The sequence below is a fragment of the Paenibacillus dendritiformis genome (assembly GCF_015845845.1).
Lineage (GTDB): Bacteria > Bacillota > Bacilli > Paenibacillales > Paenibacillaceae > Paenibacillus_B > Paenibacillus_B dendritiformis_C.
The window spans coordinates 1-15,085 of record NZ_LDIG01000204.1; the positions used below are offsets into that span (position 1 = coordinate 1).

Below are 15,085 nucleotides of genomic sequence, written 5' to 3' on the forward strand. Positions count from 1 at the left end.
GGCGAAACGATGCTGGATCTGCTGCCGGGTAGGAAACTGGAGGAATTGCGTGCCTATGCCCAGGCGCATCCCGACTTCCTTCGGCTGAATCCCAAAGCAGTGGTCATGGATTTGGCCCAGGCTTACCATACCTGGATCAGCGAGTGTTTCCCGAATGCGATTCGCATCGCAGATCGCTTTCATGTCCACGGTTATGTAATCGAAAGCGTGCAAGAAGTTCGAAAAACGGTTCAGCATACCTTATCGCCGCGAGCGCGAGCGTATTTGAAAGCGAACCATCGTTTGCTGAATCCTCCAGCGGAATCGCTGAGTGAAGAAAGCAGAAAACGACTGGAAACGCTACTGAATTATTCTTCGCTTCTGCGCAGCGTGTGGGAGTGGAAAGAAGCCTTCACAACTTGGTATGACCGCTCGCCCAGCTATGCTGTTGCCCGACTCGGATTTGAGCGTTGGTGCGAGCAAGGCGATCAGATCGACCATGCAACGGTACGCAGCACGCTGGGGACGATGCGAAATTGGAAAGAGGAAATCGTGAATTATCATCAATGTCGCTGGACAAACGCGACCGTAGAAGGCCGTCATAATCGCATTAAAGCGTTTCAACGTCGCCATTACTTTATGCGAAATCCCAATCGTTATAAAGCAGGTATTCTTATCGAATGCAACCGTCACCGGTTGATATGCTGATAGTCAAGCACTGATTTTGAGATTGAGCCTTAAAATGGAATGATTTAAACTTTAATACCAATCAAATACGAATTACCAAAACGCTCTATAACGAAAAAAACAACATGAAGCTCTACGAACTTGTTACGCCGAAAACCAAAGGTTCCATACGCACCATCGATATAGATGAAAGCGTAATGAAATTACTTAAGGAGTTTCAGGAACGGCAAAATAAAATCATGGCCGAGGCCAAAAAGCTGACCCCTGATTTTCATGATGCAAACTTCGTATTCTGCCGAGAAAAAAGGATACCCATTCGTTCAGAAGAACGTCTTAATACGGATGGAAAGGCTGCTTAAAAAGACGTCTATAAAAAAAGAAGCTACACCTCACATCTTTCGGCATACACACATCAGTATGCTTGCAGAAGCTGGAGTTGATCTAAAAACGATTATGCAGCGGGTCGGTCACGATAATCCAGACACCACATTAAGAATTTATACCCACGTAACGGAGAAAATGAGAAAAGACGCGAATGAGAGAATTCGAATACACTTCGCCGATATTTTGAACTTCAATTTCAACAATATCGATTCCGCACCTGATCCGATTTTGCGAGAAATGTGATTTTTTCGTGATTTTATTGAAGAAGGCTCCCTTTCGGGAGCCTTCTATCATGCGGTATTACAGGGTTTTTAATCCCCTTATTACATCATGCCGCCCATTCCGCCCATGCCGCCCATGTCAGGCATGCCTGGCTTTTCTGGTTCCGGCTTGTCAGCGACAACCGCTTCGGTCGTCAAGAACATAGCCGCTACGGAAGCAGCGTTTTGCAGTGCGGAACGAGTAACCTTCGCAGGGTCGACGATACCCGCTTCGATCATGTTCACCCACTCGCCGGTTGCGGCGTTGTAGCCAATGCCTGTCGCTTCGTTCTTCAGGCGCTCAACGATGATGGAGCCTTCTTGGCCTGCGTTGTCGGCGATTGCGCGAACCGGAGCTTCCAGCGCGCGAAGAACGATGTTCACGCCTGTCAACTCGTCATCGGAAGCACTTACCGCTGCAACGGCTTTGTATACGTTCATCAACGCCGTACCGCCGCCGGCTACGATACCTTCTTCCACAGCCGCGCGAGTCGCGTTCAGCGCGTCTTCGATGCGGAGCTTGCGCTCTTTCAATTCGGTTTCCGTCGCAGCGCCGACTTTGATAACCGCTACGCCGCCGGCCAATTTCGCCAGGCGCTCTTGCAGCTTCTCTTTGTCGAACTCGGAAGTCGTTTCTTCCAATTGCGTGCGGATTTGGTTCACGCGAGCATCGATGTCGGCTTTGTTGCCGTTGCCGTCTACGATGATCGTGTTTTCTTTCGTTACGCGAACTTGGCGAGCGGAGCCCAGTTGATCGATCGTAGTCGATTTCAGCTCAAGGCCGAGTTCTTCCGTAATGACTTGGCCGCCAGTGAGGGCAGCGATATCTTGCAGCATTGCCTTGCGGCGGTCGCCGAAGCCTGGAGCTTTGACAGCCACGCAAGTGAATGTGCCGCGCAGTTTGTTCACAACCAAGGTAGCGAGCGCTTCGCCTTCTACATCTTCAGCGATGATGACGAGCTGCTTGCCTTGTTGAACGACTTTCTCCAATACCGGCAAGATTTCTTGGATGTTGGAGATTTTCTTATCCGTGATCAAGATGTAAGCATTGTCGAGAACGGCTTCCATCTTGTCAGTGTCTGTAATCATGTATGGAGAAATGTATCCGCGGTCGAACTGCATTCCTTCCACAACTTCAAGCTCGGTGTTGAAGCCTTTGGATTCTTCTACCGTGATTACGCCGTCTTTGCCGACTTTCTCCATCGCTTCCGCGATCAGCGTGCCCACTTCATCGTCAGCAGCGGAGATAGCTGCGACTTGAGCGATGCTTTGCTTGTTCTCGATTGGCTTCGCAATTTTCTTCAGATCTTCAACAGCGGCTTTCACTGCTTTCTCGATCCCTTTGCGAACGACCATCGGATTCGCGCCAGCCGTCACGTTCTTCAGGCCTTCGCGAATCATCGCTTGAGCCAGAACCGTAGCGGTTGTCGTACCGTCGCCGGCAACATCGTTTGTTTTCGTAGCTACTTCTTTAACCAGTTGAGCGCCCATGTTTTCAAAAGCGTCTTCCAGTTCGATTTCCTTCGCAATCGTCACACCGTCGTTCGTGATAAGCGGAGAACCGAATTTCTTCTCCAATACGACGTTGCGGCCTTTCGGTCCAAGTGTTACTTTCACCGCGTTAGCCAGAGCGTCAACCCCGCGAAGCATGGAACGGCGTGCGTCTTCCGAGAACTTGATTTCTTTTGCCATCGTGAAACCCTCCTCAATACATTCAGAATGATACGGCGTGCATATATGTCCGTCTGGGAGTCTTCCATATCCGGAAAGACTCGATCGTACCTATGTTGGTAAGGCTGTTCCGCCGGGCCGATTAGCCGATTACGGCGTGAACGTCGCTTTCTTTCATAATCAAATACTCTTTGCCTTCATACTTCACTTCAGTGCCGGCATATTTGGAGAAAATAACGCGGTCTCCTTCTTTCAGATCGAGCGGCACACGTTGACCGTCTTTCCATACCCCGTTACCTACCGCGACAACCTTGCCTTCTTGCGGCTTCTCCTTCGCCGTATCCGGCAGAACGATACCGAAAGCTGTAGTTTCTTCCTTCGCGATTGGTTCGATCAATACGCGCTCACCTAATGGTTTGATCATGAAAAATAGCCTCCTTTGAACAAGAGTTTATAAGGTGAAGAATTCTCCGGCGCCTGAGACAGACAGCGGTAGAATCCTCAAAAACGAAGCATTCGCCCGGTGTTAGCACTCGACGATGCTTAGTGCTAATAACCAATTCCTATGATACTGATTTTGGGTTTACATTGCAAGAGGGTTTCGCGTGAAAAAATTATTTTTCCGATCCGGCGCTCCGCAAGCACACCTTACCCATTTTATCCAAAAAGGCTCATAACATTCCACCCCGCCGCGCCCCGCGCGCCTGAATTCGCCCCCGGGCGCAAAAAATGCAGGCACAACAAGATGAACGCTCATGCGAACCTGTTATACCTGCACAACTGACTTCATGATTAGACCGCCGTCGTATCCGCGCCTTCTCCGAATTCCTTCTCCCAGGCCTCTTGCTCCAGCAGCTGCTTCCGGTAGACGATCGAGGACATGAACACGCTGATCTCATATAAAATGAGGAGCGGTATCGCCACGAGCAAATCCGAGACAATATCCGGGGGCGACAGCATCGTCCCGAGCAAGATCAGGACAAAGTACGCCACCCGCCGCATTTTCCGCAATCTCAGCGGGTTCAACAGCCGGATCCGGGTCAGGAACATAATGACGATCGGCAGCTCGAAGAGCAGCGAAATCGGGACCAGCAGATTGAACATGAACGAAAAATACTGCGTGATGCCGTACGTCTCGGTCAAGTTCATATGCTTGTTAATGCCCGACGTAAAAGAAAACGCCATCGGAAAGACGACGAAATAGGCGAAGGACAGCCCTAGCAAAAACAGCACAAATACAAAAGGGACGTACCGGAGGGCAGCACGCCGTTCTATTTCCCGGAGGCCGGGGCTGACAAAAGCCCACAGCTGGTACATCGCAAACGGAAGCGTTACAGCCAATGCAATAATGAAGGCGAACTTCATATATATCCCGATCCCGTCCCATAGCGAGAAGCCGTGAAGCGGCATCTGATTGGCCGGCTCCGTATTGCGCAAATATTCGTAAATCGGATCAGCGGCGAGGAATCCCGCCACCAAGCCAATGACGAGGACGATGATGATATAGACGACACGTTTGCGAAGCTCCGTAATATGCTCGACCAGTGTCATTTGTTCTTCCGTTACCTTCGACATGCCTCACCAACCTGTTCCTTCCATGGTAAAAGCGGGGCCGCCCCGCTGAACATAACAGACAACGTCTTGTTACTCAGGGAGGCGGCGCTGATTGGCGCTGTTCGCTTCGCCGGACGCCTTGGCCGGCTCCTGGCCAGCAGGTTCGACGTCCACCGTCTGAATTTCTTGGCGGGCAGGCTTCGCGCTCGGCTCATCCCCCATAATATCGCGAGCCCCTTCCTTGAATTCCCGCAGGGTGCGGCCGAAGGCCCGTCCCAATTCAGGCAGCTTATTCGGTCCGAACAATAATAGCGCAATGACCAAGAGCAGAAGTATTCCCGAGACGCCAATGCCGTTGAACATAGCGAAAATATCTCCTTTCTGCAGATCCTAGAATAGAGTGCTTGTGAACTACATCATATCATATGCGCCATCCGTAATATACCAAATAATCTGTAACAATATTATGAAGGGTTCTATTCCGCTCCCTTATGATCCCCGTTCAGCACGGCGAGCGCATGCGGAATCTGATCCATAATCGGCAGCAGATTCTCATGCACGCCCTTCGGGTCTCCAGGCAGATTAATGATAAGCGTCTGCCCCCTTACCCCGCACACGCCGCGGTTCAGCATCGCCCGGCGCTGCTTCTGCATCGAGGCGAAGCGCATCGCTTCCGCCATGCCCGGCACCAGCCGATCGACGACCTTGAGCGTCGCCTCCGGCGTCACGTCCCGCTCCGCCATGCCGATACCGCCTGTCGTAATAATCAAGTGGGCCTGAAAATAATCGGCCATCTCGATAAGCGACGCGGAGATCTCATTCATCTCATCCGGCACAATCCGGTATTCCACAATCTCACCATGGAGTTCTTCTTCGACGAGTTCCCGAATGACCTGGGCGCTCGTATCCTCGCGCTCTCCCCGGGATCCTTTGTCGCTCGCCGTCAATATTGCTACTTTCCAGCGCATCAGGTCTCCTCCTCCCGCCTAGCCGGCAACAACCGGCCTTCTTCAATATATTGGCATGCGCAGGAAGGACGTCCATCCTTCTTCCGCATGCGATGTCATCCTATCCACACTTACTCGCGGCCGCCGTTCTCCCCGGTTAGCGGCAGCTCTGCGCCGGCTGCGCAAGCGATGATCTCATCCTCGGTAATCAGCCACTCGACGGCGATATCATGCGCTTCCATCGGCACGCGCTCCGCCAGCTGCCACGCATAGATGCAAGCCAGCCGCACGGCCCGATCGCCGCGTCTGCGCTCAAGCGGCGCGCGGTCCAGCGCCTCCAGATAGGCGTGCCAGAACCGGTCATAATATCCTGCGCCCAGCCCGAGCCGTCCGCCCTGCCGATCGTAGGCGATGCCGGGAACGAAAATCGCGTCCAGCCTGTCCCAATGCTCCGGATCGAGCCGCTCTGCCTCGGGACCCGGCTCCTGCAGGCCGAAGGTCCCCGTCGTAAATGCCGTATGCTCTGTCCACGGGTGCAGCGACATCGTCCGCGAAGCTGCGTCCGTGCGCGGAAGATAGACGACATCGCCCCTCTTCCGGCAATCAAGCAGCAAGGCGGTAATATCCAGCTCATTGCCAAACGGAAAATAGGCGCACAAATGCAAGGGACGGCCATGCCGCTCTCGCAGCGCTTTCAAGAATGGGTAAGCCCGCCGGCATACGGCTTCGCTGCTGGCCTCCCGCTCCTGCGGGGCGACCGCCTGCCTGCGCGCCTTATATTGCAGACGAAGCATTCGCTTCTCCTCCGCTGCCGTCAACGTTCCCGCCCCTTTCTATTTCGGCCCTGAAGATGTATCGGAATTCCGCAGGGCAATCTATATGATATGTACTTAATTTTCATTCATTTTTCATTATTTTCAACCTTAGTTTACCATCCTTCCCCCGTTAGCGCCACCATCCGGCCCATTTTTGCGCGGCAAACCGATGCCGCATGTTCTCCGCGATTCATATACGCGAATAGAACGATAACTCAACCAATTCGAAAACCCCTGCGCAGCGCGCAGAGGGAGGACTCGCGATGCTCGGTTATTCCTAATCAAGCACGCCCTTATTTATCTCACATTGCCGCCAGTGTCTGCCGCCATGGCGATGTCGTCCTTATGAACATGGACGCTCAGCACCAATCCGATGGACAGCATATTCGCCAGCAAGGAGCTGCCCCCGTAACTGATGAACGGAAGCGATATGCCGGTCAACGGCATCAGGCCGATATGCATGCCGATGTTGACGAAGATTTGAAACAGCAGCATGCCGGCCAACCCGACAACGAGATAGGATCCCGCCAGATCCCGGCTCTCCCGCGCGATAAACAGCATGCGGAAAATAAGCAAATAAAATAAAAGCAGCAGAACCGAGGAGCCGATAAATCCGAATTTCTCGCCAATGACCACGTAAATGGAATCCGAATACGCGTACGGAATGTAACCGCGATCGACGTAGAAGCCGGAATTCCCGCTCATTTGACCCGATCCGATCGCGTTCATGGCGTTATTGACATGCCACGATTTATCAGGATCGAGGCCGGGTTCAAGAAACGTCTCGATTCTCGACAATTGATGGGGCTTCAACAGGTTGGCCAGGATGTCATAATTCGCAAAATACAGCCAGCAGACGCCCCCGACCGGCAAGGCCATCGACGCCAGCAGCAGCATATGCAAGAGGCGAATATTCCCCATCCACAGCATGACGGGCAGGACGGCGGCGAACACGAGCGCCGTGCCCAAATCCGGCTGCTTCATCACGATGAAGGCCGGAACGAGGAACACGGCGCCAGTCGGCAGCAAATCCTGAAGGAACCGGAGCTTGTTGCCGGATCGCTTTTGCAGCAGATTGCAGGTGACAAGCACGGTAGCGATTTTAACCAGTTCAGAGGGCTGAAGCTGGAAGCCTCCGATTCTTATCCAGCGTACCGCTCCGTTAATATTTTCTCCGGTGAACATCACGAAGAGAAGCAGGGCAAGTCCGATTCCATATAAAATATAAGCGGCTGCGCCTGTGAAAATCGAGTAGTCGAGCAACGCGATCAGCAGCATGGGGAGAAGGAAGAGAACGAAAAAGACAATGCTGTACATGTACAAGCCGTCGAGATTCGTGCCGGAAGTGGCTTGATCCACGGCTACCGTCCCTAGAATCATCAGACCGAGCAGCACAAGGAGCGTCGGTTTGTCCAATTTTTTCAGCTTGCGAATATAAAACATCATGTGAGTACCTCTAGTTCGCAGATTGTGTAAGAAGGCTTGCCTATTCGCGCTGTCTCCGATCATTATCGCGCGAAATATTTAACAGAATGCCGGTGCTGGCCATGCATAACAAGAGAGAAGAGCCTCCATAGCTGATGAACGGAAGCGGTACGCCCTTGATCGGCATCGCCCCGGTTACCGCCCCCAGGTTGAACGCGAATTGGGCAAATATCATCGTAATGATGCCGGTTCCGAGCATAATCCCGAAGGGCTCATCGCTGCGGAGGGCTGCCATAAGGCCCCGCCAAAAGAAAAGAAAAAAACAAAATAAAAGCAGTAATCCGCCCACAAAACCGAATTCTTCTCCGATGACGGCAAAAATAAAATCGGTGTGCGCTTCCGGCAAATAGAAAAGCTTCTGCACGCTCTGGCCGTAACCCGTTCCGGTCATCCCCCCGTGAGCCAGCGCGATCAAAGACTGAATCAATTGATAGCCGGCCCCTTGCGCGGCCTTGCTCCATTTGCGAAACGGAATATTCATGAACACGAACATAGCGACAAGACCGATGAGAGCGAACATGATTTGCTTCGACGCATAATAGGACGGATTCTCATATTTCAGGCTGACCACGGCCGAGCTTGCGCTGTATATCATCGCCAATCCGAACATGACCAGCAGCAAGGTCACAAAAAGCAGCAAAAAATCCGGCCGGCCTTTGATCGTTTGCTTCAAATGAACTCACCTCTTGCATCCCGCAAAATTAAACCGTGAAAATGATTGACGCTTCGCCCCGCGCCGCTCCCGCGACACTACTTCAGTGTATTGACTCCTCCCCCAAAAGAGGTTATGAAAAGGTTAAAGTTGTTCTCTGGAGGTTGACAACATCCGAAGCCGGTGTTAAGGTTGACAATGTCATAAAGACCTTGTTAGGTGAGGCTCCTATGCAAACATAGGCCACTGCCCAGAAATATCGAAAGATGCCCATGGGTAGAACAGGAATTGCCGGATTAAGGCTTTTCTTAACGTGGCTAAGAGAAGAAGGCTTCTCTTTACGTTGCATAGTGCTAAAACTCAACTAGGGGGCGCAGGAATGTTATATTTGCGTGCATTCATCGAACCCTCTAGGACTCCTGGAGGGTTTTTATTTTATTCTGCAAAGGGGGGAGAACACTCAATGGATAGTAGTTCCAGTATTCCGTCATCGAATCAAGTTCATAATCTTGTGAAGAGGGAGAACGAGGTTCTCTTTACCCTTAACTGTGATTCATACTGTATTCATCACGCTGTCCGCTATGGGGGCAGGTGTATTTAAGTATGCGTAGATGTAAGCAGTGAGCGTAATGAGAACAGGAACTACAAGCTCTTCCTAAGCGCAGGGAGAGCTTTTTTGTGTCTGTTTCACGAATCGAGAGTAAGCGACAAGACGCGAAAGGATGTTTGCGATAGGAGGAATAAACATGGTTCAAAAATGGATGATTGAAGACTTGAAAGATAGACTGGCCGAACAAAAGCGGGATGCCCTCAATGATTTCCTCGCCCGGTTCCAACCGTATGATTTAGCCGAGATGTTAATGGAGCTTGAGGAAAGCGAGCAAATTCAATTTATTGCCAAGCTCCCGGTTGCCTTGGGGGCGGAAATTTTGGAATATGCCGAGCCCGAATTGCAGTATCGAATTTTGGACCGCGGGACCAAGGAGACAGCCGCTTCCATGCTGAATGAGATGTCCAGCGATAAAGTGGCCGATCTGCTGCTGGCCATCCATCCTCACCAAGCCGGAACTTTATTGGAGCTGCTGCCTGCCGATTACCGGGAGAAAATCAGCGCTCTGATGCAATATCCGCCAGAGTCGGCGGGGAGCCTGGCTACGGTCGATTATATTGCGGTCCGGAATTATTGGACGGTGGAGCATACCCTGCAGCATGTCCGTAAAGTCGGGCAAGACGCGGAAATGGTTTCGTACTTTTATGTGCTGGACAATAACGGCAAGCTGGTCGGGATCGTGTCGCTCAAGCAAGCGATCCTCGCCAAGGCCGACGCCAAGCTGGAGGAAATCATGCTCAAGGATTTCGTGTCGGTGCCTGCCCGGATGAACCAGCGGGAGGTTGCGACGATTTTATCCAACTATGATCTGGTGGCTCTTCCCGTCGTAAGCGAGGAGCAGCGAATGATCGGGATTATCACGGTCGACGATTTAATTGACGTTATCCATGAAGAAGCGACGGAAGATTTTCAGAAAATGGGCGGAAGCCAGCCTTTAGAAGTGCCGTATTTTAAAAATTCCTTTTGGAAGCTATTTCGGAAGCGAATCGCATGGCTGCTTGTCCTATTCGTAGCCGAGGCCTATACGGGGAACGTGCTTCGATATTTTGAAGATACGCTCTCGGAAGTCATCGCGCTCGCATTCTTTATTCCATTGCTGGTCGGGACGGGAGGCAATACGGGAACCCAGACCGTAACGACTCTCGTTCGCGCTCTGGCGCTCGGAGAAGTGAAGCCGAAGGATATATTCAGAGTCGTTCGCAAAGAGGTGGCGACCGGTTTGGTTCTCGGACTCTGTATGGGCGCAGCCACGTTTCTTCGCGCCCAACTGCTCGGAGTAGGCTTTGATATCGGAAGCGTTGTTGCCGTCACGGCTATTTTCATCGTGATCTGGGCCTCCCTCATCGCGGCTGTGCTGCCTCTGGTCCTGCACAAGCTCAGAGTCGATCCGGCCGTCGTCTCCGGCCCGTTCATTACCACCCTGGTGGACGGCACCGGACTCATCATTTACTTTACGTTGGCTAAACTGATGCTGAACTTGTGATAGGGACCGATCCAATCCCGCATCTGCTCGCTCGCCATCACGAATCTCGCTTTATCGCTTTCACGGCCGGATTGATTAGACAAATTTCCCCCGATCGGCGAGAATAGAAAATGGGTCAGGCCGACGATAAGGAATCTCCGATTCCCCTCTGCCTGACCGCCTAGCCCCATGGCATAGCAACAGATTGAAATGATGTCATCACCGGCTATGGTATAATTTCATTATTTTCGAATCGCGATACGAGATTAGCTTGTGATTAACGGAGGAGATACCCCTATGCTGCTTCAAGTGAACGGCATGAGCAAGAGTTACGGGATAACTCCCGTATTGTCGAATATTACGCTGCAGATTCTGGAGCGCGAGCGGATTGGACTGGTCGGCGTCAACGGGGCCGGCAAATCGACGCTCCTGCAGCTCATTGCCGGAGAGATGTCCCCGGACAGCGGGACCATTTATAAAGCCAAAGAAACTCGCATCGGTTACCTGGCTCAGAACAGCGGACTGCAATCCGACCGCTCCATCTGGGACGAAATGATGCTCGTATTCGCTGCTTTAGTGGAAGCGGAGCAGGAGCTGAGACAGCTCGAGCAGGAAATTGCCGACCCGGAGACCGCCGCCGACGCCGCCCGCCATGAAGCGGTGATGCGCAGATACGCCGAACGCTCGGAATGGTTCCGCATGCAGGGCGGCTACGAGATGGAGACGCGGGTGCGGAGCGTGCTTCACGGAATGGGCTTCGGCCAGATGGATCCGGGGACGCCCATTCATACGCTGAGCGGCGGCCAGAAGACCCGGCTGGCCCTGGCCCGCATTCTGCTCCAGCAGCCGGATCTGCTGCTGCTGGACGAACCGACGAACCATCTGGACATCCATACGCTGACGTGGCTCGAGAATTATCTCCGCTCCTATCCGGGAGCGGTGCTGGTCGTGTCCCACGACCGTTATTTCCTGGATGCGATGGTCACCACCATTATCGAAATTGAACGGCATCAGGCGAAGCGCTACACCGGCAATTATACGAAATATATGGAATTAAAAGCGGCCGAGTACGAGCAGCAAATGAAGCTGTACGAAAAGCAGCAGGATGAGATCGCCCGGCTGGAGGATTTCGTCCAGCGCAACCTCGTGCGCGCATCGACGACGAAGCGGGCGCAGAGCCGGCGCAAGACGCTGGAGAAGATGGAGCGGCTGGAGAAGCCGGCCGGCGAGCTGAAGAAGGCGCATTTCCGCTTCGAGACGGCAAGGCAGAGCGGCAAGGACGTGCTGCAGGTGCAGGAGCTGTCGGCAGGCTATGACACCGCGGAGCCATTGTTCCGCCATGCCGAATTTGATCTGAAGCGCGGCGAGATGGTCGCTCTTATCGGTCCGAACGGAATCGGCAAGTCGACCTTGCTGAAGGTGCTGATCGGCAAGCATCCCCTTCGCGAAGGAAGCGTCCGCTGGGGCACCAATGTCTCGATCGGCTACTATGATCAAGAGCAATCGACGCTGAATCCGAACCATACGGTACTCGAAGAGGTGTGGAGCGCCTATCCTCATCTGGAAGAAGTGCGGATACGGACCGTATTGGGGAACTTCCTGTTCAGCGGGGATGATGTGACGAAGAAGGTCGCCTCCCTGAGCGGCGGGGAAAAGGCGCGTGTCGCCCTGGCCAAGCTGATGCTGCAGCAGGCGAACGTGCTGATTCTCGACGAGCCGACCAACCACCTCGATCTGTTCAGCAAGGAAGTGCTGGAATCGGCGCTGTACGACTATGAAGGCACGCTGCTGTTCATCTCCCATGACCGCTACTTCCTGAACAAGATGGCGGAGCGCATCATTGAGCTGGATGCGGACGGAACCCACCCATATCTCGGCAACTATGACGACTATATGGCCAAAAAGCAGGAGCTTGCCGAAGACGCGGCAATTCGCGCCTCCCAGCAGCCGGCGGCGCCAAGCAAGCCGGCTGCGTTCATGGGCCGCCCCGCAGCGGACAGCGCGGCTGATGCGGGCCTGAGCGCGGCGGAGGCCTATGAGGCCGACAAGCAGGCCAAACGCGAGGAGCGGGCCCGCCAGCGGAAGCTCGAGCAATTGGAGACGCAGATTGCCGCGTTGGAAGCGAAGATCGCCGAGCGCGAGCTGGAGCTTGCCGAACCGGACGTGTATAACGACTATGTCCGCGTCCAAGCGATCCAAGCGCAGCTTGATGAAGACAAGGAAGCGTTGAACGCGATATACGCCGAATGGGAACTGCTGATGGAAGCCTAGACAGCCTATAAGAAGAAGCTCGTCCATCTGCGTGCCGGCCTGTCCAAAGAGCAAAGGGCTGCCCGGGTCTTATCGGACCCGCAGGGCTGCCCTTGATTGTGTCCCGGAAGAATCCCCTCGGCAGCCTAGACGACCGGCATCACCCGTCCGCCCGTCATCCCGATGAGCTCCTTCGGCGTAAGCGGAAAAACGGCGTGCGGATGTCCCGCCGCGGCCCATATCTCCTCATATTGAAGCAAATCTTCATCGATCAGCGTCATCATCGTCTCCTTATGCCCGATGGGAGGGATGCCTCCGATGACGAATCCGGTATGCTCGCGCAGGCTCTCCGTTTTCATACGATGAAGCCGGGGACGGTCCGCGCACATGTAAATCACAACTTATACACAGCTCGCGAAGGAACGAGCGGCTGCTGGCTCCATGCTTCATGTTCATTTTATTACTGTCATACCAATGGTTTGCGGGGAATCCCCAGCATTATCCACTGTTTTATCCACATTATCCACAACTTACAGGGCATATATTGAAAAATCTATCCTCTTTTTCACCTGGATCCAGACCTTAGTCCCAGAGGGGAGTAAGCGTTTTATCCCCATTTTCAACAGGATATGTGGATAACTTTGTCCACATCCGCCTCAGGATGCATCGTGACGCCGGGCGGACACGAGCTCCGGCTCTTCCGCCGGCTCTCCATGAGCAGCGGCGCCTCGAAGCGCCTGATTGCAGGCGGCCATATAGGCTTGAGCCGCGGCAAGCACGATGTCCCGATGCGTCGCGCTTCCCTGATATACCTGATCATGGAGCGATACCGTCACGACCGCTTCCCCAGACGCCTCCTCCCCGGAAGAGAGCGAGTGCAGCTCCAGATCCTCGAACCGGACTGGCTCCCGGACAGCTTGGGACAAGGCGCGAATGACCGCTTCAATCGGACCGCTGCCCACTCCCGCATACGTCTGCTTCTTGCCGGTCGCCTGCTCCTGCACCGTCACGGACGCCGCCCGCTTGCGGTCATTGCCCGCCACCACTTCGACATCAAGCAGACTCAACGGCTCCAACTGCTCGTTCAGCGTCTCTCCGATGCATTGCAGCAGCTGATCGTCGGTCACGACCTTCTGCGCATCGGCTACGCGCTTGAAGCGGTCGTACACTTCGTTCAACTGGTCGGGATTGAGATGAACGCCGTACTGCTCCGCGCGGTGCTTCAGCGCGTGCCGCCCCGAATGCTTGCCGAGAATAATCATATGATGCGGAATGCCCAGCTTCACCGGATCCATAATCTCATACGTGTTGCGGTTCTTGAGCAGGCCGTCCTGATGGATGCCGGACTCATGCTGGAAGGCGTTGCGGCCGACCACCGGCTTGTTGTAGGCAATCGGGAAATGCATCATCCGGCTTACCGCGCGCGACGTCTCGTATAAATATTCCGGCCGAATGCGGGTCGCGGCCCGCAGGGCATCGCCGCGCGTGTCGAGCGCCATAATCAATTCCTCCAACGCGCAGTTCCCCGTCCGCTCGCCGACCCCGTTGACCGTAACCTCGATCTGGGTCGCCCCGGCTTGAATCGCCGCCAGGCTGTTCGCGACCGCCAGCCCCAGATCGTTGTGGCAGTGCGCGCTGAACACCGCATGCTCGGCCCCGCGAGCGCCCTGGCGCACCTTGCGGAACAGTGCCCCGTATTCCTCCGGCAGCGCATAACCGACCGTATCCGGCAGGTTGATAATCGACGCGCCTTCCTCAATCGCCGTCTCCACCAGCTCGATGACGAAGTCCGCATCCGAGCGCGTCGCATCCATCGCCGTGAATTCAATGCGATCGGCGAACTGCTTCGCATAGGCCACCGTCTCCCTCGCCATCTGCTTCACCTCGGCGCGCGATTTGCGAAGCTGATGCTGAAGATGGATATCCGACGACGAGATGAAAACATGAATCCGGCGCCGGGCGGCATCGGCCGTCGCCTTCACGGCCGCGTCGATATCCTCCCGAACCGCGCGCGCGAAGCCGCAGATTTCCACTTGCGGATAGAGGCGGGAGATGCGCTGCACCGCTTCGAATTCACCCGGACTCGAAATCGGGAAGCCCGGCTCAATCACATCAACCCCGAGCCGGACGAGCCGCTCCGCCAGCTCCAGCTTCTGCAGCAGCGTCAAGGCCGCGCCGGGAGCCTGCTCGCCGTCCCGCAGCGTCGTATCGAAAATCTGAATCATCCGCTTCTCCTGATCTTGCGGAACTCCTGCCTGCACCGAATTGCCTTGTGTATGAGTACCCATCGCGATTCCTCCCATAATCCATCTTTTCCTGAAAATAAAAA

At 54.1% G+C, this 15,085-nt stretch carries 13 protein-coding genes, 1 pseudogene and 1 riboswitch; of the genes and pseudogenes, 4 read left to right on the forward strand and 10 right to left on the reverse strand.

The window, feature by feature from the left end; genetic code table 11:
• On the forward strand, nt 1-687 hold a 687-nt coding region (locus ABD76_RS20665; protein ID WP_197256362.1), incomplete at its 5' end, for a transposase.
• A gap of 26 nt (nt 688-713) precedes the next feature.
• Nucleotides 714-1,293, forward strand: a pseudogene (locus ABD76_RS31430) (site-specific integrase); the annotation flags it as partial.
• 80 nt (nt 1,294-1,373) lie between these two features.
• Here the strand turns inward: ABD76_RS31430 and groL are convergent.
• The 8 genes from groL to ABD76_RS20710 all read right to left on the reverse strand — a co-directional run bounded on the left by groL (nt 1,374) and on the right by ABD76_RS20710 (nt 8,455).
• Nucleotides 1,374-3,002 carry a chaperonin GroEL gene (groL, locus tag ABD76_RS20675; RefSeq protein ID WP_197259011.1) on the reverse strand — a complete coding sequence of 543 codons (1,629 nt, stop codon included), beginning with the start codon at nt 3,000-3,002 and terminating at the stop codon, nt 1,374-1,376.
• A gap of 121 nt (nt 3,003-3,123) precedes the next feature.
• A complete protein-coding gene (groES, locus tag ABD76_RS20680) occupies nt 3,124-3,405 on the reverse strand; it encodes a co-chaperone GroES (protein ID WP_168181894.1) in 282 nt (93 codons plus the stop codon).
• Nucleotides 3,406-3,773: 368 nt separating this feature from the next.
• On the reverse strand, nt 3,774-4,556 hold the full coding sequence (tatC, locus tag ABD76_RS20685) for a twin-arginine translocase subunit TatC (RefSeq protein ID WP_197259012.1): 783 nt from the start codon (nt 4,554-4,556) through the stop codon (nt 3,774-3,776).
• Nucleotides 4,557-4,625: 69 nt separating this feature from the next.
• Nucleotides 4,626-4,898, reverse strand: a complete 273-nt coding sequence (gene tatA, locus ABD76_RS20690) for a twin-arginine translocase TatA/TatE family subunit (protein WP_133379884.1) — start codon at nt 4,896-4,898, stop codon at nt 4,626-4,628.
• Between the two features lie 113 nt (nt 4,899-5,011).
• A complete protein-coding gene (locus tag ABD76_RS20695) occupies nt 5,012-5,503 on the reverse strand; it encodes a MogA/MoaB family molybdenum cofactor biosynthesis protein (RefSeq protein WP_197259013.1) in 492 nt (163 codons plus the stop codon).
• Between the two features lie 110 nt (nt 5,504-5,613).
• On the reverse strand, nt 5,614-6,300 hold the full coding sequence (locus tag ABD76_RS20700) for a 5-formyltetrahydrofolate cyclo-ligase (protein WP_242069688.1): 687 nt from the start codon (nt 6,298-6,300) through the stop codon (nt 5,614-5,616).
• A gap of 294 nt (nt 6,301-6,594) precedes the next feature.
• Complete coding sequence (locus ABD76_RS20705; protein WP_197259044.1) at nt 6,595-7,740, reverse strand: FtsW/RodA/SpoVE family cell cycle protein; 1,146 nt, start codon at nt 7,738-7,740, stop codon at nt 6,595-6,597.
• Nucleotides 7,741-7,783: 43 nt separating this feature from the next.
• A complete protein-coding gene (locus ABD76_RS20710; protein WP_197259014.1) occupies nt 7,784-8,455 on the reverse strand; it encodes an FtsW/RodA/SpoVE family cell cycle protein in 672 nt (223 codons plus the stop codon).
• Nucleotides 8,456-8,638: 183 nt separating this feature from the next.
• Nucleotides 8,639-8,813: riboswitch (M-box (ykoK) riboswitch) on the forward strand.
• A 382-nt stretch (nt 8,814-9,195) separates the two neighbouring features.
• Here ABD76_RS20710 and mgtE point away from each other — a divergent pair.
• On the forward strand, nt 9,196-10,527 hold the full coding sequence (gene mgtE, locus ABD76_RS20715; RefSeq protein ID WP_197259045.1) for a magnesium transporter: 1,332 nt from the start codon (nt 9,196-9,198) through the stop codon (nt 10,525-10,527).
• A 276-nt stretch (nt 10,528-10,803) separates the two neighbouring features.
• Nucleotides 10,804-12,777, forward strand: coding sequence for an ABC-F family ATP-binding cassette domain-containing protein (locus tag ABD76_RS20720; RefSeq protein ID WP_197259015.1), 1,974 nt, complete (start codon nt 10,804-10,806; stop codon nt 12,775-12,777).
• A 125-nt stretch (nt 12,778-12,902) separates the two neighbouring features.
• On the opposite strand, the gene ABD76_RS20725 is transcribed toward ABD76_RS20720, so the two are convergent.
• The gene (locus ABD76_RS20725) at nt 12,903-13,115 is read right to left on the reverse strand and encodes a YbaK/EbsC family protein (protein ID WP_242069690.1); all 213 of its coding nucleotides are present in this window, start codon (nt 13,113-13,115) and stop codon (nt 12,903-12,905) included.
• Between the two features lie 297 nt (nt 13,116-13,412).
• On the reverse strand, nt 13,413-15,044 hold the full coding sequence (locus ABD76_RS20730; RefSeq protein ID WP_197259016.1) for a 2-isopropylmalate synthase: 1,632 nt from the start codon (nt 15,042-15,044) through the stop codon (nt 13,413-13,415).
• Nucleotides 15,045-15,085: the final 41 nt, after the last annotated feature.

Bases quoted from the DNA above. Each gene is read 5' to 3' on its own strand.
- groL (WP_197259011.1), bottom strand. From the start codon at position 3,002: ATGGCAAAAGAAATCAAGTTCTCGGAAGACGCACGCCGTTCCATGCTT.
- groES (WP_168181894.1), bottom strand. From the start codon at position 3,405: ATGATCAAACCATTAGGTGAGCGCGTATTGATCGAACCAATCGCGAAG.
- tatC (WP_197259012.1), bottom strand. From the start codon at position 4,556: ATGTCGAAGGTAACGGAAGAACAAATGACACTGGTCGAGCATATTACG.
- tatA (WP_133379884.1), bottom strand. From the start codon at position 4,898: ATGTTCAACGGCATTGGCGTCTCGGGAATACTTCTGCTCTTGGTCATT.
- ABD76_RS20695 (WP_197259013.1), bottom strand. From the start codon at position 5,503: ATGCGCTGGAAAGTAGCAATATTGACGGCGAGCGACAAAGGATCCCGG.
- ABD76_RS20705 (WP_197259044.1), bottom strand. From the start codon at position 7,740: ATGTTTTATATTCGCAAGCTGAAAAAATTGGACAAACCGACGCTCCTT.
- mgtE (WP_197259045.1), top strand. From the start codon at position 9,196: ATGATTGAAGACTTGAAAGATAGACTGGCCGAACAAAAGCGGGATGCC.
- ABD76_RS20720 (WP_197259015.1), top strand. From the start codon at position 10,804: ATGCTGCTTCAAGTGAACGGCATGAGCAAGAGTTACGGGATAACTCCC.
- ABD76_RS20725 (WP_242069690.1), bottom strand. From the start codon at position 13,115: ATGAAAACGGAGAGCCTGCGCGAGCATACCGGATTCGTCATCGGAGGC.
- ABD76_RS20730 (WP_197259016.1), bottom strand. From the start codon at position 15,044: ATGGGTACTCATACACAAGGCAATTCGGTGCAGGCAGGAGTTCCGCAA.